23 protein-coding genes are annotated in these 24,864 nt (G+C 43.7%); 17 read left to right on the top strand and 6 right to left on the bottom strand.

Annotated elements, in window-relative coordinates:
- Window positions 1-15: 15 nt before the first annotated feature.
- A complete protein-coding gene (gene dpaL / locus AB5706_RS20055) occupies window positions 16-1,245 on the bottom strand; it encodes a diaminopropionate ammonia-lyase (RefSeq protein WP_173771979.1) in 1,230 nt (409 codons plus the stop codon).
- A gap of 299 nt (window positions 1,246-1,544) precedes the next feature.
- Between dpaL and AB5706_RS20065 the strand changes: the two genes are divergently transcribed.
- Together AB5706_RS20065 and AB5706_RS20070 are read left to right on the top strand one after the other, a co-directional pair.
- Window positions 1,545-2,792, top strand: a complete 1,248-nt coding sequence (locus AB5706_RS20065; RefSeq protein WP_173718094.1) for a DUF1015 domain-containing protein — start codon at window positions 1,545-1,547, stop codon at window positions 2,790-2,792.
- Window positions 2,793-2,796: 4 nt separating this feature from the next.
- A complete protein-coding gene (locus tag AB5706_RS20070) occupies window positions 2,797-2,988 on the top strand; it encodes a hypothetical protein (protein WP_173718095.1) in 192 nt (63 codons plus the stop codon).
- Window positions 2,989-3,211: 223 nt separating this feature from the next.
- Here AB5706_RS20070 and AB5706_RS20075 read toward each other — a convergent pair whose 3' ends face one another.
- The gene (locus tag AB5706_RS20075; RefSeq protein ID WP_173718096.1) at window positions 3,212-3,850 is read right to left on the bottom strand and encodes a helix-turn-helix transcriptional regulator; all 639 of its coding nucleotides are present in this window, start codon (window positions 3,848-3,850) and stop codon (window positions 3,212-3,214) included.
- Between the two features lie 544 nt (window positions 3,851-4,394).
- On the opposite strand from AB5706_RS20075, the gene hydA reads away from it, so the two are divergent.
- Window positions 4,395-5,774 (top strand): dihydropyrimidinase, encoded by a 1,380-nt coding sequence (gene hydA, locus AB5706_RS20080; protein ID WP_173771980.1) that lies wholly within the window; start codon window positions 4,395-4,397, stop codon window positions 5,772-5,774.
- Here hydA and AB5706_RS20085 read toward each other — a convergent pair.
- A complete protein-coding gene (locus tag AB5706_RS20085) occupies window positions 5,771-6,976 on the bottom strand; it encodes a cation:dicarboxylate symporter family transporter (RefSeq protein ID WP_173771981.1) in 1,206 nt (401 codons plus the stop codon). The two genes, hydA and AB5706_RS20085, sit on opposite strands and share 4 nt — an antisense overlap.
- 318 nt (window positions 6,977-7,294) lie before the next feature.
- Between AB5706_RS20085 and AB5706_RS20090 the strand changes: the two genes are divergently transcribed.
- The 4 genes from AB5706_RS20090 (at window position 7,295) to AB5706_RS20105 (ending at window position 11,799) form a co-directional block, all read left to right on the top strand.
- Complete coding sequence (locus AB5706_RS20090; protein WP_173771982.1) at window positions 7,295-8,344, top strand: XdhC family protein; 1,050 nt, start codon at window positions 7,295-7,297, stop codon at window positions 8,342-8,344.
- Window positions 8,345-8,671: 327 nt separating this feature from the next.
- A complete protein-coding gene (locus tag AB5706_RS20095) occupies window positions 8,672-9,046 on the top strand; it encodes a response regulator (protein ID WP_173771983.1) in 375 nt (124 codons plus the stop codon).
- A gap of 25 nt (window positions 9,047-9,071) precedes the next feature.
- Window positions 9,072-11,138 (top strand): PQQ-binding-like beta-propeller repeat protein, encoded by a 2,067-nt coding sequence (locus AB5706_RS20100; protein WP_173771984.1) that lies wholly within the window; start codon window positions 9,072-9,074, stop codon window positions 11,136-11,138.
- A gap of 163 nt (window positions 11,139-11,301) precedes the next feature.
- Window positions 11,302-11,799 carry an SH3 domain-containing protein gene (locus AB5706_RS20105; RefSeq protein WP_173716590.1) on the top strand — a complete coding sequence of 166 codons (498 nt, stop codon included), beginning with the start codon at window positions 11,302-11,304 and terminating at the stop codon, window positions 11,797-11,799.
- Window positions 11,800-11,950: 151 nt separating this feature from the next.
- Here AB5706_RS20105 and AB5706_RS20110 read toward each other — a convergent pair whose 3' ends face one another.
- Entirely contained in the window at window positions 11,951-12,430 is a 480-nt protein-coding gene (locus AB5706_RS20110; RefSeq protein ID WP_173769671.1) for an S-ribosylhomocysteine lyase, read from the bottom strand.
- 166 nt (window positions 12,431-12,596) lie between these two features.
- On the opposite strand from AB5706_RS20110, the gene AB5706_RS20115 reads away from it, so the two are divergent.
- Complete coding sequence (locus AB5706_RS20115; protein ID WP_173771985.1) at window positions 12,597-13,397, top strand: peptidylprolyl isomerase; 801 nt, start codon at window positions 12,597-12,599, stop codon at window positions 13,395-13,397.
- Between the two features lie 125 nt (window positions 13,398-13,522).
- Here AB5706_RS20115 and mnmM read toward each other — a convergent pair whose 3' ends face one another.
- Window positions 13,523-14,083, bottom strand: coding sequence for a tRNA 5-(aminomethyl)-2-thiouridylate-methyltransferase MnmM (gene mnmM / locus AB5706_RS20120; protein WP_179962554.1), 561 nt, complete (start codon window positions 14,081-14,083; stop codon window positions 13,523-13,525).
- 322 nt (window positions 14,084-14,405) lie between these two features.
- Here mnmM and coaBC point away from each other — a divergent pair, with 322 nt between their 5' ends.
- The 3 genes from coaBC to AB5706_RS20135 all read left to right on the top strand — a co-directional run bounded on the left by coaBC (window position 14,406) and on the right by AB5706_RS20135 (window position 17,351).
- Window positions 14,406-15,605 (top strand): bifunctional phosphopantothenoylcysteine decarboxylase/phosphopantothenate--cysteine ligase CoaBC, encoded by a 1,200-nt coding sequence (gene coaBC, locus AB5706_RS20125; RefSeq protein ID WP_173716588.1) that lies wholly within the window; start codon window positions 14,406-14,408, stop codon window positions 15,603-15,605.
- Window positions 15,606-15,833: 228 nt separating this feature from the next.
- On the top strand, window positions 15,834-16,484 hold the full coding sequence (locus AB5706_RS20130) for an ECF transporter S component (protein ID WP_173716587.1): 651 nt from the start codon (window positions 15,834-15,836) through the stop codon (window positions 16,482-16,484).
- Window positions 16,485-16,577: 93 nt separating this feature from the next.
- Window positions 16,578-17,351, top strand: coding sequence for a type III pantothenate kinase (locus tag AB5706_RS20135; RefSeq protein ID WP_173716586.1), 774 nt, complete (start codon window positions 16,578-16,580; stop codon window positions 17,349-17,351).
- Between the two features lie 82 nt (window positions 17,352-17,433).
- Here the strand turns inward: AB5706_RS20135 and AB5706_RS20140 are convergent, their stop codons facing one another.
- Window positions 17,434-18,324 (bottom strand): RluA family pseudouridine synthase, encoded by an 891-nt coding sequence (locus tag AB5706_RS20140; protein WP_173716585.1) that lies wholly within the window; start codon window positions 18,322-18,324, stop codon window positions 17,434-17,436.
- A 193-nt stretch (window positions 18,325-18,517) separates the two neighbouring features.
- On the opposite strand from AB5706_RS20140, the gene AB5706_RS20145 reads away from it, so the two are divergent.
- From AB5706_RS20145 to AB5706_RS20170, 6 genes are all read left to right on the top strand, one after another.
- Window positions 18,518-19,861 carry an MATE family efflux transporter gene (locus AB5706_RS20145; RefSeq protein WP_173716584.1) on the top strand — a complete coding sequence of 448 codons (1,344 nt, stop codon included), beginning with the start codon at window positions 18,518-18,520 and terminating at the stop codon, window positions 19,859-19,861.
- Window positions 19,862-20,205: 344 nt separating this feature from the next.
- Window positions 20,206-21,381, top strand: a complete 1,176-nt coding sequence (gene cbiD, locus AB5706_RS20150) for a cobalt-precorrin-5B (C(1))-methyltransferase CbiD (RefSeq protein WP_173771986.1) — start codon at window positions 20,206-20,208, stop codon at window positions 21,379-21,381.
- Window positions 21,382-21,523: 142 nt separating this feature from the next.
- Window positions 21,524-22,207 (top strand): precorrin-2 C(20)-methyltransferase, encoded by a 684-nt coding sequence (gene cobI / locus AB5706_RS20155; RefSeq protein ID WP_173771988.1) that lies wholly within the window; start codon window positions 21,524-21,526, stop codon window positions 22,205-22,207.
- Window positions 22,208-22,314: 107 nt separating this feature from the next.
- Window positions 22,315-23,073 carry a precorrin-4 C(11)-methyltransferase gene (gene cobM / locus AB5706_RS20160; RefSeq protein WP_173771990.1) on the top strand — a complete coding sequence of 253 codons (759 nt, stop codon included), beginning with the start codon at window positions 22,315-22,317 and terminating at the stop codon, window positions 23,071-23,073.
- A 46-nt stretch (window positions 23,074-23,119) separates the two neighbouring features.
- A complete protein-coding gene (locus AB5706_RS20165) occupies window positions 23,120-24,226 on the top strand; it encodes a cobalt-precorrin 5A hydrolase (RefSeq protein ID WP_226815450.1) in 1,107 nt (368 codons plus the stop codon).
- A 49-nt stretch (window positions 24,227-24,275) separates the two neighbouring features.
- Window positions 24,276-24,864 (top strand): precorrin-3B C(17)-methyltransferase (locus AB5706_RS20170; protein WP_368366289.1); only part of this gene is annotated, 589 nt, incomplete at its 3' end.

Raw genomic sequence — 24,864 nt, forward strand, 5'->3', positions numbered from 1 at the left:
TATTGTTATAAAAAATTATTCGCTTAATGATTCGGTTGTTCCGTATAAGCCATCCCATACGATCTCACGGTAACGAACTGGATCTGTATCACCTTCTGTGGAGATTACCAGAATGTTGGAATTCTCATCCAGCTTCAGGGCCTCTTTCAGATCTTTGGCATCTTCGTCATGAAGCGCTGTATATGCAAGCCCCAGCGGAACAGAACCGGATTCACCAGATATGATGTGTGGATCGTTTTCAAGAGGATTGGCATAAATACGTGTTGCCTTGGCACTCATCCAGTCTGGGCAGGACGCAAAGACGGTTACATGATTCTTCAGGATGTCCCATCCGATGGTATTTCCCTCGCCGCATGCAAGACCTGCCATAATGGTCTGAAGATCACCGGTTACATTTACCAGATTGCCATCGGCCTGAACAGCAGAGCGATAGAGGCAGTCGGCAGCACTTGCTTCGCAGACAACCATTACCGGAGGATTTTCTTTATATTTGTGGGCAAAATATCCTACAACTGCACCTGCCAGAGAACCAACACCTGCCTGTACAAATACGTGTGTCGGGCGGTCAACGCCGTTCTTCTTCAGCTGTTTATCTGCTTCCAGTACCAGAGTGCCGTATCCCTGCATGATCCAGGATGGAATCTCCTCATAGCCGGCCCATGCAGTATCCTGGACGATGATGCCATGTTCTGTCTTAGCTGCTTCTGCGGCAGCCATTCTTACGCAGTCATCATAATTTACTTCTTCGATGGTTACTTCGGCGCCTTCCTTGGCGATGTTGTCAAAACGTGTCTTAGTGGTTCCTTTAGGCATTCTGACTACGGCTTTTTGTCCAAGGCGTTTAGCAGCCCATGCAACGCCGCGGCCGTGGTTTCCATCTGTAGCAGTGAAGAAAGTAGCCTGTCCGAATTCTTCTCTTAATTTATCAGAAGAGAGAACATTGTAAGGAAGCTGGCTGATATCGCGACCGAGTTCCTTCGCTATGTAACGTCCCATTGCATAAGAGCCTCCAAGAACCTTAAAGGCGTTTAATCCGAAACGATAGGATTCATCTTTGCAGTAGATGCCCTTTACTCCAAGATAGGAAGCAAGAGCGGAAAGCTTCTGCAGTGGTGTTACGGAGTACTGGGGGAAACTTTTGTGGAATTCATTTGCTTTGGTTACGTTTTCTTCGGACATCAGGTCCAGGAATTTATCATCAGATCCCGGAACATGATTGACCGTCCATTTCAGTCCGTCTGTCATGGTGAAAACCTCCTTCGTGGTTTTAGTTATTAGAGTACATCTTAACTACATTTTTGTTTTCCTTATAAGTATAATAACATAAATAAATCAATTTGCAATAGAAAAATACAAAAAAATTTAGCTTTCTCAAAAAATATTTAGCCTAATTGCAAGAGCCTTCTGATTGTGGTATAATATAAGGTATGGCATTTGAAAAAAGCCGAAGAAAAATGATGAAAATACTTTCAAACCGGATGTATGGAGCGTGCAGATCGCTGGAATGATTTTTTCAACACGCTCCGGGAAAGGAGCAAGATTTTATGGCAGTATTTCGTGCATTTAAAGCACTTAGACCTACAGAGGGAAAGGCAGCAGCAGTAGCTGCCCTTCCATATGACGTAGTGAATAGAGAAGAGGCAGCAGCCATTGGGAAAGAGAATCCGGATTCTTTTCTCCATGTAGACAGAGCGGAGATGGATCTGCCGGCAGAGACGGACCTTTATGATGCGAAGGTTTATCAGAAGGCGAAAGAGAACCTTCATAAGATGGAGGAGACTGGCGTTCTGGTCCAGGACCATAAGCCGTGCTATTACATATATGAATTGGTACGAAAGGGGAAAGTTCAGACTGGAATTGCAGGCTGCGCTTCTATTGACGATTATCTGAATAATGTGGTGAAAAAGCATGAACTTACCAGATCAGATAAAGAGCTGGACCGAATCAATCATGTGGATGTATGTGATGCTAACACAGGCCCCATTTATCTTGCATGCCGTTATACAGATGTTCTGACTGCCCTTCTTGCGCAATGGAAAAAAGAGCACAAAGCAGCCTATGATTTTACTGAAGAGGACGAGATCACACACCGTGTATGGGTGATCGATGAGGACGAGGCAATCAGCCAGATCCAGGCTGAGATGGAGAAAATTCCTGCACTTTATATTGCAGACGGACATCACAGAGCTGCTTCTGCTGTGAAAGTGGGGCTGAAGCGACGCCAGGAGAATCCGGATTATACAGGGGAAGAAGCGTTTAACTATTTTCTTTCCGTTGTTTTTCCATATGACCAGCTTACCATTCTGGCATATAACCGTGTGGTAAGGGACCTGAATGGGCAGAGCGTGGAAGATGTCCTTGAGAAAATTAAGGAGAACTTCGACATGACGATTATTCCGGGTTTTCCTGCAAAGCCAGTGGAGAAGCATTGCTTTGGTATGTATCTTGATGGTTTCTGGTATCTTCTGAAAGCGAAGCCGGAGCTTTATGAGGGAAAAGATGTGGTTGGTCAGCTGGATTCCCAGATTCTTCAGGATGTGGTTTTAGGTCCGGTTCTTGGCATTGGTGATCCAAGGACTGACAAGCGTATTAAGTTTGTAGGCGGAAGTCATAAGTTAAGAGAGCTTCAGGGTATGGCAGATGAGACCAGAGGCGTTGCGTTTGCGCTTTATCCTACTTCTATGGAAGATCTGATGCAGATTGCAGATGAGAGTAAGCTTATGCCGCCGAAATCCACCTGGTTTGAGCCGAAGCTGCGAAGCGGGATCTTTGTGCATAAGCTGAGAGGATGATAAAATGGAAACCGAAGAATTTATTTCAGGTTTTTGCAGAACCTGTAACGGCAGTCAGACAGTGTGCTGTGAATATGAAGAAAAAGATGGGAAAAGGATACTTACCTTTATGGACTGTGCCTATAAAAGATGTGTAAATCAGGGTGTCTGTGAAATTTTTAAAGAAGCGCACCGGTTAGGAAGCGAGGAAGAGTAGCAGCTGCCTGCTGGCAGCATCCGACAAAGGGGTGTAAGAAACCGCTTGCTGCTTCATGCTTGCAGAGAGTAAAGCTTGCAGAGAGTGTTATGACTTGATTATGATGAAATAAGCCATATAATAACCAAATCCTGTAATGAGGAGACGGTATTATATGGCTTTTTTACAACATGTATCCAATATGTTATTTTTGTTATAAAATAAAAAGAAAATGACTAAAATATTACTTATTTACATCAATATAACTATAAAGCGTATATTTAGAGATTCCAAAATAATTCGCTACTTTGTCTCCGGACTTTGTAATAAGGAAAGCTCCGGAATCATTAAGAAACTGGATCGCAGTTACCTTATCCTCTTTATTCATGAGAGCTACCGGCTTGCCTACAAGCTTCACGGATTCTTCAATGAGACGATCCAGAAGATCGTTGACACTGTGAGTAATCTGCTTCGGCTTCTCTTCTTTGTTCTTCGGGGTGATCAGATCATCAAGGGCACTGTTGATCAGGGTCAGCTTGGTGATGTCGTAGTTGATGCCGAATACATAGTGAAGGCTGCCGTCATCGTCCTTTATATATGAAGTACTGCACTTCAAAATCTTGCCGTCTGCTGTTTTCATCAGGTAACCATTGTGGTCGGCTGGAGCACAGTCACTTCCCCGTCCTTTCTGGCGGATGCCGTCGAAAACTGCGTCCGATGGACCGTCACCTACATTTCGTCCGGTTATGTGTCCGTTTACTATATAGATAATGGAATGTTCCGGTTCTTTTGTCTTCAGATCATGGATGACGACCTCGCAGTCGTTCCCGAATTCTGCTGCGATATCCTGCGCAATCTGCTCTAAGACAGTTAATCTTCCCATATTTGTTCCCTCCTGTTTTGGATTTGATTTTTTTATTAAGAGCAGGAAAATCCTGCCATGGGTCGATGCCTGAAATCTCCGCATAGAATCCGGGCATCCTGTCTGTATTTATTACTGTTCACTGGGAGCGTTCCGCGAGGTGTTTTTTGTGAACAGAGTTCACAGAAAACCCGAGAATGTCGGCGCGAAATCATGCAAGGCATGATTTCTGTGCATCGCGAAGCGGGTTGCTGTGAACGTAGTGAACAGTAACCTGTATTCGTATATTGCAGATAGTAACGAATGACTTGTTTCTTTTATAATAACATGTCAGAAAAAAAATAAAAAGACAATTTTACAAAAAAATTATTGAAGGCTTAAAAAAATTCGTATTTATTTTGTTGAAGATGGAAATTACATGTGGTATATTTACATTAAAATAAGATATAAGGTAAATAAAATTGGTTATTTTGTATAAATGCAAGTCAATGTGGAAGAAAAATAAATACAGGACTGGTTTGGAAATTGCAGATAACCATAGAAATGTGAAGGGAGGATCTGTTGTATGAAATATCTTTTGAAAAACGGAACCGTAATATCAGGTGCAGGCACAAGGAAACAGGATGTGTTGGTGGAAGGCGAAAAGATCATAAAAGTAGGAGAGGATCTTTCACAGCCAGATGCCAAAGTGGTGGATGTATCCGGCAAGCTTCTTTTCCCGGGATTTATTGACGGACATACCCATTTTGACCTGGAGGTTGCTGGTACTGTAACAGCAGATGATTTCGAGACAGGAACAAGAGCGGCAATCCTTGGAGGAACCACTCTGGTCATTGATTTTGCTTCACAGGATAAAGGAGGTCATACCCTGAAAGAGGGTCTTGAGAAGTGGCACAAAAAGGCTGATGGCAAATGCTCCTGTGACTATTCTTTTCACATGTCCATTGTAGAATGGAATGAGGAGACAAAGAAAGAAATTCAGGACATGATCAATGAGGGCATTACCAGCTTCAAGCTATATATGACTTACCCGGCAATGATCGTAGACGACGAGGATCTTTATAAGATCATAAAGGCCTTAAATGAAAAAGGCTGTTTCGCAGGCGTACATTGTGAAAATGCAGGCGTGATCGACGCACTGATCCAGGAAGCGAAAGCACAGGGAAAACTGGGTCCGGAGAATCATCCTCTTGTACGTCCGGATACTATGGAGGCCGAGGCAGTACACCGTCTTCTTGTAATTGCGAAGGAAGCAGGAGCTCCGGTCATGGTGGTACATTTGACCAACCGCAAGGCATACGAAGAAATCGTCCGTGCCCGGGAAAATGGTCAGACCGTATTTGCAGAGACCTGTCCTCAGTATCTTCTTCTGGACGACAGCGTTTATTCCAAACCTGATTTCGAAGGTGCCAAATATGTGTGCGCTCCGCCAATCCGCAAGAAAGAGGATCAGGACTGCCTGTGGAAAGCTCTGGCGGATGGAGATATCCAGACAGTAGCTACGGACCAGTGCAGCTTTACCCTTGCCCAGAAAGCAATGGGAAAAGCGGATTTTACCAAGATTCCAGGCGGCCTGCCGGGAGTTCAGACAAGGGGAACTCTTCTCTACACTTACGGCGTGCGCACCGGAAAAATTACAGTAGAGAAAATGTGCCAGCTTCTGTGTGAAAATCCAGCTAAGTTGTACGGTGTATATCCAAACAAAGGAGCTATCGCCGAAGGCAGCGACGCAGACATTGTAGTATTTGATCCGGAAAAAGAGAACGTGATCTCTGCGAAAACACATGCCTATAATACAGATAACAACCCCTATGAGGGTTTTGAAGTCCATGGAGATATTGATAAAGTATTCCTTCGCGGAAACCTTGCTGTGGATGAAGGAAAACTGGTGCAGGAGAAACTTGGAGCTTATATTAAGAGAGGGCTGAGACAGCCGCTGGCCTAGAGCCTGTTTGAAAAATCATGTCTTTTTACATATCCTGTCAGAAACAGTGCAGCGGCTCCGTCACATGTGGCATTACATGCTGCTGCAAAAGCATCATTCAGTGCAAAAACAGCGAACATCAGCGCCATACCGGAATCTCCGAATTTCAGGATTCCGGTCAGGGTTCCCAGGGATACCATTACGGTTCCCCATGGAAGCCCGGGTGTACCAATGGAACAGGTGGCAAGCAAAATACTGAAGATCAACATAGTTCCCGGTGCAGGAACAGAGCCGTACAGAATACGGGAGATCATCATAGCGAAGAATACCTCTGCAAGCACAGAACCACAGTGATGAATCTGGGTAAAAAGAGGAATTGCCTCTTTGATAAGCTCGGAATCAAGCGGCACACATTTGTCAGCTGCTTTCTGTGAATATTTTTCCACAGCTGTGGAAGAATGGGTTCTTAAAGCCATTTTACAGACCGGTATATAATTTTTCAGAATTCCCCATGCCTTTTCTCCGGCATAAGATCCTGCAATATGATACAGAACCAACACCCAGACCATATAAGCCGGAATTATAATAATAAGTGCCAGAAGCAACAGTGGCAGATACTTGATGAAATATCCCTGATAAGCCAGTGTACAAAGAGAAAGCCCGATATAAGCAGGTAACAGTGGAAGAAGAATTCTGGACATCAGGGAAAGGGTAATTCCCCGAAACTCCTGCAAAAGCTCTTTGGTTCGCACTGCATTGGTCCAGCAGGCACCAAGGGCAAGCAAAATAGCAAGTACTAACGCGCTCAGTGCAGAAACCGGTGCTGGAATGGGAAGCTCAAACAAGGTATCCGGCAGGAAGCGGAAAGATAAACTGTCTGTGGATACCGGAAGTCTTGGAATGATCAGATATCCAAGAACGGATGCGAAAGCTGCGGCTCCAAGCATGGAAAAATAAGTGATCCGGACAACTGGCGCGGTGGCTGGTGTGGGAGCTTTTTTTACGGAAATAATGGAAGATGCCACAAGACCGATAATGATCAGCGGTGCCAGAAAGGTGATTATCTGACTTAGCACATAACGGGCTGTAACCACCAGATTCAAAGCCCCGGAGGTCAGCCCCATAGTTCTTGTGGCATTTAAAAACAGGCCTGCAAGGAGGCCGGGTATACTGACTGCCAGAATCCGAATGGGAAAACTGGCCATAATTCTTTTTTTCTTCATTGTGAAAATTCCTCCGGATGTATTATAATATATAGGAATGAAAGGTGCAATGAAATTTTAACCGCTGCATCATCCTCTTGCTAATAAAAGGTTACTGTTCACTGGTAACATTCCGCGAGGTGTTTTTTGTGAACAAAGTTCACAGAAAACCCGAGAATCTCAGCGCGAAATCATGCGAATGCATGATTTCTGTGCATCGCGAAGCGTGTTACTGGTCACGGAGTGAACAGTAACAATAAAAGGGATTGATTAAAGAATGCCTGGTAATGATGGCAGGAAGGGCTGGGTAGTTGATATGACAGGATGGAGTGAAAAATCATGTATAATAAAATTTATCAGATTCTTGATGAAAAAGGCAGGGCAAAAACTGGAATTTTTCTGGATGGACCATATATGGGAAAGAAGTGCATTTTGAAACCGGAAACGGTTATTAGAGAAGAAAACTGTGGTGAAGTTGCTGAAAAAAAATCAGGTGTACAGCTGATCCCCGAGAAAACGGAAGATGCTTCCATATGGGATAATTATCTGAATATTCTGAGTGAGACGAAAGAGACAAAAGTAATAGAAGCAGACGGTCACCGGCTTTTCGTAGAAGACTACCGCAAGAACCCGCGGCTTGTGATCTTTGGCGGCGGTCACGTATCACAGCCAACTGCCCATCTGGGAAAAATGCTTGGCTTTCATGTAACGATCATGGATGACAGAGAAGATTTCGTGACAAAGGAGCGATTCCCGGAAGCAGACCAGCTGGTCTATGGTGATTTCAAAGAACTGGACAAATATATTACTCCTTATGAAAATGCCTACTATGTAATACTTACCAGAGGCCACATTGGTGATGCTGACTGCCTTCGCAGGCTTCTCCATCGTCCCTATGAATATCTTGGCATGATCGGCAGCAAAAACAAAGTACGGATCACCAGGGAAAATCTTTTGAAAGAAGGCTATACAAAAAAGCAGTTGGATGAAGTCCATGCACCGATTGGAATTCCTCTTGGCGGGCAGCTTCCGGAGGAAATTGCAGTGAGCATTATGGCAGAGATCATTAAGGTAAAAAATCAGCATTATTCCGCCTACTGTGATGAAAAAGTAGAGACAGCAGTTCTGGAAGGTCGTCATGGTGTCATGGTCACCATCGCAGAGAAATCCGGCTCTTCTCCAAGAGGAGTAGGAAGCAAAATGTTCGTAGAACCGTCCGGACACATTACAGGCAGCATTGGCGGCGGCAAAGTAGAGTACGAAGCCATCAGTCATTGTAAAGAAGTAAAAGAAAAAGAAGTAAAACACTATGCCTTAACAGCAGACGGCCAGGACAGTCTTGGAATGATCTGCGGCGGGCAGGTGACGGTGGTATTTGAGCGGGTATAAGTTATGGAATGGGAAAATGTTCCTGTAACACGTACAAGATCACATTGTAAAACAATAAGAAAACAGGCTGGCTTCTACAGAAGATATGTGGATCAGTCTGTTTTCTTTGAGTATATAAAATATAGATGTGATGCCACTGCTAAAAAAAGAAATTAATCCCTGTCCGCTCCGACAGACAATTCCCCAAACTTAAAATTATCTAAATACCATAGATTTACAATTCGTGTCATTTTCTGTCGTTTCGTGACAGAATTATTGAAATAATTTTCGACTTTTTTATAATGAGAATAACAAATGGGAGACATCAGATGGAAAAGGAGGGATGTCGTGTATTGTATTGCTATATTGACTGATCAGAAACAGGAAGGACAGAAATGTTCGGAATATATCAGGAATTACTGTACAGAAAAGAAAGTTTTTCCATTGATTGAAATTTATCAGGATCAGGAACAATTTTTTGAGTGGACACGAAAAACAGTACCTGCAGTGGTGCTTCTTGCATTACCTGGTGTGTCCGGGCTGAATGCTGCAGAACATCTTCGTTCCTTATATCCCAAATGTGGGATCATCTGGTGCAGTGATCTTGATTTTTCGCTTCATGCGTTCAGGATGCGGATAGAATATTTTTTTATGAAACCTGTGGAAGAGCAAAAAATAAAAGAAGGACTTTCCATTTGGTTTGAACGCAGCAATGTAATATGACAAAAACACTTTGGAGGAAAACAATATGAAGAAAAGAGCTTTAATTCTTGCAATGATTACTTTTATAGCTGCTGCAACATCTGAACCATCAATAAATATGGTACGTGCAGAGGAAACACAGGCAGAAGAAATACAGACAGAGGAAAATACAGGTCAGACATCAGAACTGCCCATAAAGACACTTACACAGAAGGTTATTGACGAGAATCCTTATATGGCAGCAAGTGATTCCAATATTCATCATGACTGCTACAATACAGATTCCACAGACGAGGTATTACCGGTAGGCATTTATTCAGAAATTAATGTTTCTTATGAAAAAACCAATGCAAATGCGTCTCCTGCTATCTTTTTCGATTCTTATGGACATGCAGTGGTTCCGTTGCTTGGTGGACTGGCAATTCGTGATATCAATGCAGAGGAAACACAGACACTGGGATATTTTTCTCCAAAACAGCATGACAATGGAGAATATCTGATCCAGAGCTCCTATTCCTTTGTAGATGAGAGTAACCGTCTGGTGTGTCCGACCAATAATAACCATGTGCTGATGCTGAAGGCAACAGATGAAGACGGAAACGTACTTCCGGAATTTGAGAAAGTGCTGGATATTGATATTAAAGCAGCGGCAGAGGCAGCACTTGGAAAAACACTGGATCAGAATCTTCTTGCGGTAGTGTTTGACTATGAAGGAAATCTCTGGTTTGCAACCGGAGGATTCCGCATTTACCCTGACAGGAAACAGCAGGGTGCTATGGGCTATATTTCCCGTACAGCTATTGATGCCATTTTAAATGGAGAGGAAACTGATCTGTCAGATGCCGTCTTCGTATATGAGCTGGCTCCGGGAGAGGGTGCAGAGAATGGAATTGCAGCATCCAAGGATGGAGCAGTGATCCTGACGAATCAGAACTGTTATCTGCTGCAGGCGGACAATGGGGTGAAGAAAATCTGGGAAACTCCTTACGAGAGTGCTGGCGCGAAAGAAAGCAAAGAAGGGGATGAAACAACTGGCGGAGGTCTTGCCTGGGGCAGCGGATGCTCTCCATCCCTTACAAAAGATCTGGTGATGTTTACCGATAATCAGGAGACCGTAAATCTTCTTGCCCTGGATATGAAAACAGGAGAAGTTGTCGCAAATCTCCCTGTGATCGATGAACTTCCGGAGGGCAGCCAGGTAGCTGTTGAAAATTCTGCGATCGTATATGATAACGGTGCAGGAACCGTAAGTACCATCGTATGTAACTGGTTTGGTGCAGGAAGTGCCAACCTGGGAAAAGAGGACAGTGATTCTTCTATTCAGAGTTATACCAATATTTATGATGAAAATTGGTTGAAACAGGGAAATAAAATGATCACGCCGGGTGTGGAACGCGTAGATACGATTAAGACTGAGGATGGATACGAAATGAAGAGTATCTGGTGCAGAAGTGATCTGTCAGATACTTCCATGATGAAATTATCTACGGCAACCGGATATATCTACGGATATGTACAGAATCTGGAAACCGGTATGTGGCAGTATATTATACTTGATTTTGAGACCGGTGAAACTGTTTTTTCCATGGATGTTGCCAGCAAGCCTATGTACAACAACATGGCTATCGGAATGTATGCCGGAAACAGCGGAAATTCACTTTATTGTCCTACCGGTTATCTGGAACTTCTGAGACTTCAGGACAGATTCGTTTATCTGCCGGAAATGCCTTATCGTAAGGTTGATCTGGATCAGGCAATGCGCAATGTGTTAAGCCAGGAGAAATTTGCGGCAGATGGTGGCCTGGGAGATGTGGAAGGATGGCTGAATACGATCACAATTGAGAATGTGCATCCGAATACAACCGTTGCAATACGTATGAAAGGAATCTCTGGGGAAACAGGTTCTCTGAAGCTGTATGCATATGGCACAGATGGTACCTTGAAAGAAGTTCCGGCAGAGAAATGGCATATCCAGACAGAAGATGGTGAAATACCGGATACATTATCCGAAGATGTACTGTATGAGGTACACATGACTGTGGAAGATGGCGGCGACTTTGATCTCAGTGAAACGGAAAAGGAGATTAAGATATCTGCTGTTCTGGGAATCTGAAGGATATGCTTTATTGCAAAGATACACTTAGGGGTTGCATAATTTGTAATAATACTGTATATTAATTGTAACGATTCGCGAAATGAGTCTGTTTTTGTAATATTATTTAAAAGAAGATGAATCAATTCAAAGCACCATTGCTTTGTAAAGGAGGAACTATATTATGAAAAAAGCAGGTTTGGCCGTTTTGCTTCTGGGCGCAGCGCTTTGCATCCCTGGATGTGGATTTGAGGAAGGTGCAGGAGCAAGCGTTACAGTTATACAGGCAACCCCGACCCCTATTCCAACACCAACCCCTGAGGCAACTCCTACACCAGAAGTTACGCCTACTCCAGAACCAGTTGTAGAGCAGACTGCAAGCGGTGTGAATGTAACTAAGCAGGATGGTACATATGTTGCGAATGCAGATATTAACCTTCGTGCAGATGCAAGTGCAGATGCTACCTGGATCGCAGGTGTAACAAGCGGTACACAGCTTACAAGTACAGGTGTATGCGACAATGGCTGGATTGAGGTTTCCTATGAGGGACAGACTGCTTATGTATCCGGTGATTATGTAAGTGCAGTGGCAGCTGACGGTGCAGCCGCAGATGGAACTGCTGATCAGGCAGCTACAGAAGGAAGCGCAGATGCTGCAGCTGATGAGGCTGTCGCAGGCTGACAGGCTGGAAATTTAAGCGATGAAATGATGAGATGAAAGACGCTATGTAAATGGATGATATTATCGTTTGCATAGCGTTTTTTGAGTACTAAAGAAATTCCCTCCTGCCATGAAATGGTAAGAGGGAGATTTCTGAATATATCAAATCAAATTATTTCGGATAAACCAGTCTGTCTGGTTTGATATCATACAGCACTTCATCCAGGAACTTCTTAGCCAGATATTTCGCCATTCCAAGGTTCATATCCAGATAATTTCCACAATCTTTCGGGGAAGCACCAGGAACCTCGCCCTCGAAATCACGGATAAACTCAAAGGTTTCAACCATAAGCGGAACAATATCCTTAGATTCATAATCTCCGTTCAGCAGCAGATAATTGCCGGTACGGCAGCCCATTGGTCCCCAGTAGATCATCTTCGGTCCGAATTCCTTGTGGTTGCGAAGAAAAGTAGCAGCAAGATGCTCAATGGTGTGAAGCTCTGCTGTGTTCATAACAGGCTCCTCATTTGGGGAAGTCATACGGATGTCAAAAGTGGTGATCACACTATTTCCAACCGGATCCTTGCGGGAAACGTAAACGCCTGGCTGAAGTTTGATGTGATCTATTGTGAAACTGGTAATCTTTTCCATAAAAAAGACCTCGCTTTCTGATAAATTCTTTCTTGATTTTAGCAGACAATACAAGCTGTGGCAAGACAAAGAAAAAGAAATTGAACAATCTGTGAAAACAATTGTTTTTTACGTGATTTTCGTTATAATAGAAAAAGATGGCATCAAGAATTGGAGGCATAAAATCATGAAAAAAAGAAAAATTCTGGCAATGCTGATGGTGGCAGCTCTTTCCGCAGGAATGCTGGCAGGCTGTGGTTCAGATGATACGAAAGAGGAAAGCAAGAGCACAGAAGCAGCAGATACTAAGGAGAATACAGAAGAAAATAAAGACACAGAAGAAACAAAAGAGGAAAGTACAGAGGAAAGTGCTGACCAGTCAGAAGGAACGGAGGAAGAAGTTTCCGGCTTTACAGACGGTTCCGGGGATGGAGAAGATACAGATACAGCAGACGATACCAGCACTGTTCTGGATACTTCAGAGCCTCTTACCGGTCTTCATCATGCAGAGATTGAGGTGAAGGACTACGGCACCATTAAGGTGGAACTGGATGCGGACACAGCACCTATCAGTGTAACCAACTTTGTGAAACTGGCACAGGAGCATTTCTATGACGGACTTACTTTCCACCGTATTATTGATGGATTTATGATCCAGGGCGGAGATCCGGAAGGAACCGGAAGAGGAGGCTCTGATGAGACTATTAAGGGCGAGTTTTCTGAGAATGGCGTAAAGAACGATATTTCCCATGAGAGAGGTGTGATCTCCATGGCAAGATCCTCAGACCCGGACAGTGCAAGCTCCCAGTTCTTTATCGTACAGTCTGACAGTACCTATCTGGATGGACAGTATGCCGCTTTCGGACATGTGACAGAAGGCATGGACATTGTTGACCAGATCTGCAAGGCTGCAAAGCCTACAGATAACAATGGAACTATTTCTGCAGATGAGCAGCCGGTGATGACAAGCGTTACCATTATAGATTGATAAAGTACAGTTTGAGAATACCGAAGATAAAACACCCCTTTGGCAGACACAAATAATTGTAGTCTGTCTAAGGGGTGTTTTTTGAGTAAATACATGGGAAAAAGTTGTTGCTTTTTGTATACAAGTTACAGTTTGACTACAAGTACGGGCATAGGCGGATGATTAGGCCGGTTGTAATATTCTGTTTTAATAACCAGAAATTTCCTGGAATCCAGCACCTTCAGCCATTTCAGCAGTGCATCCCGTTCCTCAAACCCGGAATCTCCGCCGCTGTAGATACACAGCATCAGGATCCCGCCCTTTTTCAAAAGGGACAGGGATACGGTAAGTGCCTGAATACTGGATTCTGCCCTTGTGGCAAGAGTATGATCGCCCTTCGGCAGATAGCCGAAATTGAATACAATGCAGCTTACACTCACAGGCTCTGCGTATTTTCCCATATTTACGTGGGAATCCAGAAACAGTTCATAATTGTGAGGGGCATTTTCTTTTTCAAGCCGCTCTCTTGTATTGGCAAGTGCCATTTCCTGAATATCGAAAGCGAGTACATGCCCTTTTTCCCCACAAAGACGGGAAAGAAGCAGAGTGTCATTTCCGTTACCCATGGTGGCATCAATGCAAAGCTCTCCCTCTTTTACATGCTCTGAGATAAAGTGGGCGCACCACTGTGTGATCTGGTAGTTCATAATGGTTCCTTTCTTTTGTAGTATCCTTATTATCAAAGACGAAAACAGATGGCAAAATTTCCCGCAAAGTGGGGTGTGCACGTTACGGGAAGGATTTTTTTACATGCTCTGGAATGGCTGTTAAAAGTCCAAGGCTATTATAACAGATAATAAAACAAAGAAAAGATGCATATAAAGGTAAATTATGTATGAAAAGCTGAACATATAAAAAATACATTGCATTCATACGTCTCTTTGCATTATAATAAGCGGTACGGACAAAAGGTATAAAATAACAGATGAATTTTGTCCAAAAGATTTCAAAGAGAGATGAGGGAAGATAATGTTAGAGGGAAAGACAGTTCTTCTGGGAGTTACTGGAAGTATTGCAGCATATAAGATCGCATATCTTGCAAGTATGCTGAAGAAACAGCAGGCAGACGTTCATGTGCTAATGACCAGAAATGCCACTAATTTTATTAATCCCATTACTTTTGAGACACTTACCGGGAATAAATGCCTTGTGGATACCTTTGACCGGAATTTTCAGTTCCAGGTAGAGCATGTGTCCATTGCGAAAAAGGCTGACGTTGTGATGATCGCACCGGCAAGTGCCAATGTGATAGGCAAGCTGGCTCATGGAATTGCAGACGACATGCTTACAACCACCATTATGGCATGCAGATGCAAGAAATTTATTTCTCCGGCGATGAACACCAATATGTTTGAGAACCCCATTGTTCAGGATAATCTAAAAATCCTGGAGCATTATGGATACGAAGTGATCGATCCTGCTGTGGGCTATCTTGCATGTGGCGATACCGGAGCAGGAAAAATGCCGGAGCCGGAGACTCTTTTAAACTATATTTTGAGAGAGTGTGCCTGTGAGAAGGATATGAAAGGGCTGAAGGTGCTGGTTACCGCCGGTCCTACCCAGGAAGCAATTGATCCTGTCCGTTATATTACCAACCATTCTTCCGGCAAGATGGGCTATGCCATTGCAAAAATGGCTATGCTGCGCGGAGCAGATGTCACACTGGTGAGTGGACGTACTGCACTTACACCGCCGCCATTTGTAAGAGTGGTTCCGGTGGTAACAGCCAGAGATATGTATGAAGCTGTAACCTCTGTCAGTCAGGAACAGGATATTATCATTAAAGCAGCAGCAGTGGCAGACTATCGTCCGGCCAGTGTGAGCGATGAGAAAATCAAAAAGAAAGACGATGACATGTCCATTGCCCTTGAGAGAACAGATGACATTCTGAAATATCTTGGAGAGCACAAACCGGATGGACAGTTTCTCTGTGGCTTTTCCATGGAAACAGAGAATATGATCGGTAATTCCAGAGTCAAACTTACCAGGAAAAATCTGGATATGGTAGCTGCCAACAATGTAAAAATGGCAGGTGCCGGATTCCAGGGGGACACCAATGTTCTGACTCTGATTACACAGGATGAGGAAGTATCACTCCCGCTAATGAGCAAGGAGGATGCAGCCGGTAAGATCCTGGATAAAATACTGCTTGAGAGAGTTCGCAGATAGTTATTTACAGGCTGTCATTTTGATAGCATTTATAAATCTTTTGCGAAGCCGCAGGCAGTGGCACTGGTGTTATATTCGCAGATTGTATTTTGTAAATCTGGACAGAGGATAACACATTTTTCAGAGTGGCGGGTAAATACCAAAAAAACATGCCCGCTGTTCCATACCGTATTGTATCCCTGGGTCTGAACAGGCTCTAATATAGGGAACGATAACAAGGAGGACAATATGAACAAAAAATTTACAACATCTCAAATCACCTTACTGGGCCTTATGATCGCAATTCTGCTTCTTATGGCTTACACACCTCTTGGATACCTGAATATCGGGCCTCTTGCAATCACCTTTAATATTATTCCGGTTGCCGTCAGCGCAATTACAATGGGACCTGTAGGCGGAGCCATCGCGGGAGCCGTATTCGGACTTACCAGCTTTGGTCAGTGTATCGGCATTGGAGGTACCAGCCTTATGGGTGTTACCTTATTCGGAATCAATCCATTCCTGGCGTTTGTTCAGAGATTTATTCCAAGACTGGTTGACGGACTTCTTCTTGGATATATTTTCCGGGGAGTCCGCAGGAAATCAAAAAATATTTATCTTTCCTGTGCTGTAACAGGATTTCTTTCCGCATTTTTAAATACTCTGTTTTTTATGGGGTTATTGGTTTGCCTTTTTGGAAATACCGAGTATGTACAGGGACTTATGGGTGGAAAAAACGTGATTCTGTTCATCTGTACATTTGTAGGAATCAACGCAGTATGTGAAATGCTTTCCGCTACCGTTATCACAGGCGCTGTAGGTGCAGCCCTTTACAAGGCAAGGCTTCTTCCGGAAACAGAGAAGAAATCTGAGAAAGTGGTAAAAACAGCAGAAGTTTAAGAAAATTGAAAACAGACAGACTGTTTGCAAAAATGGCCGCTGATTGCGGCTGAAAGCAGTCTGGCTGATGATAGAGAAATCATGGAGGAAAAAATGATTTTAGCAATTGATATTGGAAACACAAATATTGTGGTTGGCTGCATTGATTCAAAGCAAACCTATTTCATTGAGAGACTTTCCACTGTCCGTACAAAAACAGAACTGGAATACGCAGTTGACCTGAAGACAGTTTTGGATTTATATCATATTAAGCGGATTGATATTGAAGGCTGCATTATTTCCTCTGTAGTACCGCAGATTACCAATGCCGTGAAGCTTGCAGCTGAAAAGGTTCTGAAAAAAGAACCTATGGTATTGGGACCAGGTGTAAAAACAGGACTGAATATCCTGATGGATAATCCCGGACAGCTTGGAGCAGATCTTGTAGCAAATGCAGTTGCAGGAATTCATGAATATTCTCTTCCACTGGCAATTATTGATATGGGAACTGCAAGTACGGTAAGCGTAGTAGATGAGAAGAAGCATTATGTGGGAGGCATGATTTTTCCCGGAATGGGAGTGTCCCTGGATGCCCTTACTGCCCGTGCTTCTCAGCTTAGCGGAATCAGTATTGAAGCACCGAAGCGCATCATTGGAAAAAATACCATTGAATGCATGAAAAGCGGTGTGATTTACAGCAATGCAGCAGCCCTTGACGGAATTGTTGACAGAATTGAAGAAGAGCTTGGTCAGAAAATTACAGTTGTTGCAACTGGTGGTCTTGCCCGTAAGATTATCCCACATTGCAAGCGGAAGATTTTGCTGGATGAGGATCTTTTGTTAAAAGGTTTGCTCATTATATATGAGAAGAACAGAAAAGAATTATAAGCTTTCTGAGAATGAAAAATGAGACAGGTCAGAACTTCACGGTTATGAGGTTCTGACCTGTTTTGCCCGAATTCGGTTGCCGTTAGGAACGATGAAAGGCATCTGCAAAATCTTCTGGGACAGGGGCAGTCATACACATGTTTTCTCCTGTAACAGGGTGAGCAAATTCCAGCTGAAAGGAGTGCAGGGGCTGTCTTTTTATAATTCTGTAATCTGGATTGTAGAGAAAGTCTCCTGGCAGCGGATGTCCAATGTACTTCATATGCACACGGATCTGATGAGTGCGTCCGGTTTCCAGATGGAGCTCGATGAGAGAGTAGGAATGATAGGTGTCTAATCGCTCATAATGTGTGACCGCACTTTCCCCATTTGCGAAATCCACCTGTCTTTCGATGGTGGAATCTGCTGCGCGCCCGATAGGCGCATCAATAGTTCCTTGCTCTGGTGCGATTCCCTGTACAATTGCCAGATAGGTACGCCGGATCTGACGCTGTTTCATCTGGGCAGAGAGAACTGCTGCACTATAAGGATTTTTCGCCAGGATCAGGGCTCCTGTGGTGTCTCTGTCCAGACGGTTGATGCAGCGGTAGACGAAATGCTGTCCTTTTTCTTTAAAATACCAGGCAACTCCATTCGCCAGTGTATTATCATAATTTCCAATGGAAGGGTGCACAGGCATGTCTGCCGCCTTATTTATGACTAAAATATCTTCATCTTCATATAGAATAGAAAGGTCCATTCTCACAGGCAGGATATTCTCAGTGTTGTCCGCTTCCGGAATATGTATGTGAAGAGAATCTCCGACCTGAAGAACTGATTTCCCAAATCCCCGCTCACCATTTAGCTGAATCGCATTTTTATCTGCCTTCATGGAAGATAAAATTCCCCGGGAAAAGCCCTTGTTCCTGAGAAAATCAAGAAGCTGCATTCCTTCCTGCTCTGGCTGTATCGTGTATGTAAGAATTCTGTCCAAGGTGTTCCTCCTGAAATTGTATTAAAATTATGTTGAAACATAAGGATTGTGCGTAATTAAATACTGTATTTTTTTCGCTCAAGGTGTATAATAGCACAGAAAATATTTGCATGGAAGTATCTGAAGCAGTTTTATGAGATATACATCCATGCGACAGGAACTATTTATATATTTAAGGAAAAAGAGAAAACATATGAAACAACAGCAACATCTTTTTACAAACAAAATGCTCCGGGCGCTTCTTGTTCCTATTATTATGGAACAGCTATTAAATGCCTTGATGGGTACGGTAGATACTATGATGGTCAGCAATGTAGGTTCTGCGGCCATTTCCGCCGTTTCTCTTGTGGACTCCATCAATGTATTGATCATTCAGGCCTTTTCTGCACTGGCAGCAGGAGGTACCATTATCTGTACCCAGTATCTTGGCCAGAAGAATCACGAGATGGCAAACAAATCAGCCAGGCAGGCACTTTTTATTATAACGGCTATTTCTGTTTTCATCGTTGTGCTTGGACTTGCTTTCCGTGCACCGCTTCTTAGCTTTATTTTCGGAAAAGTAGACGCGGATGTTATGAAGAATTCCATGGTATATTTCTTTTATACTGTGCTGTCCTATCCTTTTATTGCGCTTTATGATGCCGGAGCATCCATTTTCCGTGCACAGGAAAACACCAGAGGACCGATGGTAATCTCCATTATTTCCAATGTGATGAATATTGTGGGAAATGGAATCCTGATCTGGGTATTTCATATGGGAGTTGCCGGAGCCGCCATTTCTACACTGGTATCCAGAATTTTTTGTGCAGTGGTAGTGCTTTATCAGCTTAGAAAAGACAGGCAGCCAATTGTGGTACGTGATTATCTGAAAATCCGTCCGGATGGAAAAATGATTGGCAGGATTCTTGCTCTTGGTATTCCTTCTGGTATAGAGAACAGCATGTTCCAGCTTGGAAAGCTGGCAATCCAGTCTACAGTCTCTACGCTTGGAACCACTGCAATTGCAGCCCAGGCTATGACCAATATGCTGGAGATGTTAAATGGAACAGCTGTAATTGGTGTTGGAATCGGACTTATGACAGTAGTGGGACAGAGCCTTGGAGCCGGAAAAAAAGACGAGGCAGTTTATTATATGAAGAAACTGATGATCTTTTCCGAAGTCTTTCTCATCGCCTGCTGTGCAGTGGTATATGTCCTTGCACGGCCGATTACCATGATTGGTGGAATGGAAGCTAAAAGCGCTGAAATGTGTCTTGATATGATGTTCTGGATCACCATTGTGAAACCAATCGTATGGATGTTTGCGTTTATTCCGGCTTACGGCATGCGTGCGGCAGGAGATGTGAAGTTTTCCATGATTACTTCCTGCATTACTATGTGGACCTTCCGCTTTTGCCTGTGCGTTTATCTGATCCGGGTATGTGGCATGGGACCGATGGCTGTCTGGATCGGAATGTTCACAGACTGGACGGTACGTGCGATCGTGTTTGGTCTGCGGTTTAAGAGTGGAAAATGGATGGAACATAAAGTTGTGTAAAAGGTAACTGCAAAAGGTAACTGCAAAAGATAAGGAAAGCGATCCCCTTTTATTGACTTTTAAATGGCAAAATTATATAATGTAACGGATAAAAACAGGGAAAAGCATGATCAGGAAGCCAGGTGTAATTCCTGCACAAGTCCGTTACTGTACAGTCAGATACTGGTTGCTTTTTCAGAAACAGGATTTCCTGCGGCAACCGGGATAAGACTGATAGGAAAGAAGCTTTGTTGTCAGGACAGGGCTTCTTTTATTTACGTAACAGATGGGGCGGACGTGAAGATTGCCGTCACAATCCCGGAAACCCGCATAGCGGGTTCCTCATAGCTTTGGAGGCAAGAAACATGGAACATAAGACAGGATTGGAAGATTATTATGTGATTCGCGGACAGAAGAAAATGCGTTTTGGCTATACTACAGGTTCCTGCGCGGCAGCAGCTTGCAAGGGCGCCTGCCTGATGCTTCTGGGAAAAAAAAAGTTAACATCTGTACCGCTTATGACTCCCAAGGGAATCCTCCTTGACCTGGAACTGCATGACATTCAGATCAGTGAAAATCAGGTTACCTGTGCAGTGAAAAAAGATGCCGGAGATGATCCGGACACAACAAATGGCATTCTTGTGTATGCTACAGTGTGGAAGACGGATACTGCCGGAATCGTCATAGATGGCGGAGTGGGCGTAGGCAGAGTTACAAGACCCGGGCTCTCCCAGAAAGTAGGAGAAGCTGCGATCAATTCTGTTCCTCGTGCCATGATCCTTCGAGAAGCAGAAGAAGCTGCAGTTTCCCATGACTATGAGGGAGGGCTGAAGGTTGTGATTTCTGTTCCGGAAGGTGTAGAGATCGGCAAGAAGACCTTTAATCCCAGGCTGGGAATCACAGGGGGAATTTCCATTCTTGGAACCTCCGGAATTGTGGAGCCTATGAGTGAAAAAGCTCTTGTAGAAAGCATTCATGTGGAAATGAAGCAGCACTTTACCCAGGGCGAGAAGTACCTTCTTGTGACTCCGGGAAACTATGGGGCAGATTATCTGCGTGAGCACATGACCTTACCTTTCGAACGAAATATTAAGTGCAGCAATTATGTGGGAGAAACCATTGATATGGCTGTGGATATGGGAGTGAAAGGAATCCTGTTTGTGGCCCATATTGGCAAGTTTGTAAAGGTAGCAGCAGGAATTATGAACACCCATTCCCACAGTGCAGATGCCCGTATGGAAGTGCTTGCAGCCAATGCCCTCAGAGTGGGAGCGGATGGAGATACTGCAAGAGATATCCTGAATTGCAATACCACAGATGATGCCCTTGATATTTTGCACGAAAAAGGCCTTTTAGAGCCTGCAATGCAAGAAATTATGGAAAGAATCCAGTTTTATCTGGATCACCGTTCTTATGAACAAATTAAGCTTGGTGCGGTTGTTTTTAACAATGTATATGGATATCTGGGAAAAACAAGAGATGCCGGTGAACTGATTCAGGAAATTCAAAAGCAGGATGAAATGCTTAAACTTCAAATGTAAGCGGGATGATAGAGTGTGCAGATTGCAGGCATGGACAGTATGTTGCAGGGCATTTTTACGAATAAAGATATGTTCAGTTTATGAGAGCAAAAAATAAAAACAGAGTAGTTATGTTTAAAAACTATTTCAGAAAGAGAGATCTATGACAGGAAAATTATATGGCGTAGGAGTTGGCCCAGGGGATCCGGAGCTGATCACTTTAAAGGCCTTAAGACTTACAAAGGAAGCAGATATACTGGCTTTTCCAGGGGAAAACCCAAAAGAATCTGTAGCATACAGAATCATGAAAGGAGCGTACCCGGAAATTGACAGCAAACAGATGATTTCCCTGCCAATGCCCATGATCAAAGACAGAGAAGAACTGAAACGTGTTCATGATGAAGGAGCAAAAATAATTGCAGAATGGCTTGAGAAAGGAAAAAATGTAGTATTCCTTACCCTGGGAGATCCAACCGTATATTCTACATACATTTATGTACACAAACGGGTGGAACAGCTGGGATATGCCACAGAAATCGTCAGCGGCATTACATCCTTTTGTGCAGTCAGTGCCAGATTTAATGAAGGACTGGTGGAAAAATCCCAGCAGCTTCATGTAATCCCTGCCTCCTATCAGATAGAAGAAGCATTGAAGCTTCCCGGAACGAAAGTTTTGATGAAAACCGGCAAAAAAATGCAGGAAGTAAAAGCACAGATCAAAGCATCTGGTAATAAGGCCGAGATGATTGAAAATTGCGGAATGCCAGATGAGAAAATTTATAGAAGTGTGGAAGAAATTCCAGATGATGCAGGTTATTATTCGTTGATCATTGTGAAGGAAAAATAAGATAATGTAAATAAAAAACCAATGTAGGCAAAGTGAAAATTTATTAAAGTAAGAATTATAAAACTTTGCCGCACAATAAAAATTATAGTGAAAAAGGAGAGAAAGCTATGATTCATTTCGTAGGAGCAGGTTCCGGAGCACCGGATCTGATCACCGTAAGAGGAAAGAAATATCTGGAAGAAGCAGACGTAGTTATTTATGCAGGATCTCTGGTAAATCCCAAACTTCTGGAGTACACAAAGGATATTTGTACCATTTATAACAGCGCAAAGATGACACTGGAAGAGGTGCTTTCTGTTATGGAAAAGGCAGAAGCGTCCGGCAAGACAACAGTAAGACTTCACACAGGTGATCCCTGTATTTATGGTGCCATCCGTGAGCAGATGGATGTGCTGGATGAGAAAGGGATTGCTTATGATTACTGTCCTGGTGTCAGTGCATTCTGCGGTGCGGCAAGTGCTTTAAATCTGGAATATACGCTGCCGGATATTTCCCAGAGCGTGATCATCACCCGTATGGAAGGCAGAACTCCGGTTCCGCCAAAGGAAAGCATTCAGTCCTTTGCTGCTCATCAGGCAACCATGGTTGTTTTTCTCAGCACAGGAATGCTGGAAGAACTGAGCAGAAGACTGATCGAAGGCGGTTATACGGCAGATACTCCTGCTGCGATTGTGTATAAGGCAACCTGGGAGGATGAGAAGAAATTTGTGTGCACAGTAGGAACTCTGGCGCAGACTGCTAAGGAGAATCATATTACGAAGACTGCACTTATGATCATTGGAGACTGCGTAAATGCCGCTCATTATGACCGTTCCAAGTTATACGATCCAGGATTTACAACAGAATTCCGTGAAGCAACGAAATAAGAATAAGGTTATTTGATATGGCAGCTTAGGTTAGAGCCTGTTCCAGATGAAAGGAAAACGGATGAAAATTTCCATGATATGCTACACCCTGACAGGGCAGCAGACAGGAGAGAAATTAAAAAAAGGACTGGAAAAAGAAGGAAATATAGTTTCTCTTTTCACAAAGAGCAAATACATTCCAGATTCTATAAAGGGAAGCTGCGGGAAATGGACGGGAGAACAGTTCGAAACTGCAGACAGTATCATTTTCATTGGAGCAGCCGGAATCGCAGTACGCAGCATCGCCCCCTTTATACAGAGCAAAAAGAAAGATCCGGCTGTGCTGGTAGTAGATGAATTGGGCAAATTTGTGATATCCCTGCTGTCTGGACATCTTGGTGGGGCAAATGAACTTGCCTGTCTGGCTGCAGACATTTTACAGGCAATCCCTGTAGTCACAACTGCCACAGACCTTGAGGGAAAATTTGCTGTGGATGTGTTTGCAAAGAAAAATAACTGTCACATTTTTCGAATGAAAGAGGCGAAAGAGGTTTCTGCCGCGCTGCTGGCAGGTGAGAAGGTGGGATTCTACAGTGAATTTCCCTGGGAGGGAGAACTGCCAGAGGGACTGATCTGGTGTCAAAAAACTGGCATATCACTTTCTGAAATACAGTATGAAACTGTGGATGGCACACCACTTCCAGAGGTGGGGATTGCCGTGACCGTACATAAAAGCTGTCATCCCTTTGCCTCAACGACGCATGTAGTTCCACCAGCTGCTGCGCTTGGAATGGGTTGCCGGAAAAATAAAGAATCAGAAGCCGTGGAAAATGTAGCATTTAGCTGCCTGAAAGAAAATGACATTTATCCGGAGGCAGTTGCAGCTCTAGCAAGCATTGATGTAAAAAAAGAAGAACCCGGGCTTCTGGCTCTTTCAGAAAAGCTGGGAGTTCCTTTCAAAACATTTTCCAGTGAGGAACTTCTGTCTGTGCAGGGTGAATTCACCTCATCCTCTTTTGTGAGTAAGACAGTAGGTGTGGATAATGTGTGTGAACGAAGCGCGGTGAAAGCCGCAGAGAATCATACTGGCATTCATTTTATACAGAGAAAACGGGGCGCAGAGGGCGTGACAACCGCTCTTGTCCTTGGAGATTGGAGGATACGTTTTGAGTAAAGAAAAGAAAATCTATGTGGTAGGAATCGGACCAGGTTCTTATGAAGGAATGACAGGAGCTGCAGCTACAGCTCTTGAAAAAAGTGATGTGATCGTTGGATACACTGTTTATATTGATCTTGTAAAAGACCATTTTCCGGGAAAATCTTTTCTCACCACACCTATGAGAAAGGAAGTAGACCGCTGTGTAATGGCTTTTGATGAGGCTATGAAAGACCAGACAGTTTCCATGATCTGCAGTGGTGATGCGGGAGTTTACGGAATGGCTGGTCTTATGTATGAAATCGGCGCAAACTATCCGGAGGTGGAGCTGGAAGTAGTTGCAGGTGTTACAGCAGCAACCGGAGGAGCAGCAGTGCTTGGTGCTCCATTGATCCACGATTTCTGTCTGATCAGTCTCAGTGATCTGCTCACACCATGGGAAAAGATCGAGAAGCGTCTTCTTCTGGCTTCGGAAGCTGATTTTGTGATTGTTCTTTACAATCCGTCCAGTCACAAGAGACACGATTATCTGAAAAAAGCCTGCGAACTTATGCTTCAACACAAATCTCCGGAAACAGTATGCGGTACCGTGCAGAACATTAACCGCGAGGGTGAAACTGCCAGGGTTATGACTCTGGCTGAATTGAAAGAAACAC

Origin of the sequence: Ruminococcus sp. RTP21484sp1_RTP21277st1_D2_RTP21277_210401, from assembly GCF_040924225.1 — a bacterium.
GTDB classification, from domain to species: Bacteria; Bacillota; Clostridia; order Lachnospirales; family Lachnospiraceae; genus Blautia_A; species Blautia_A faecis.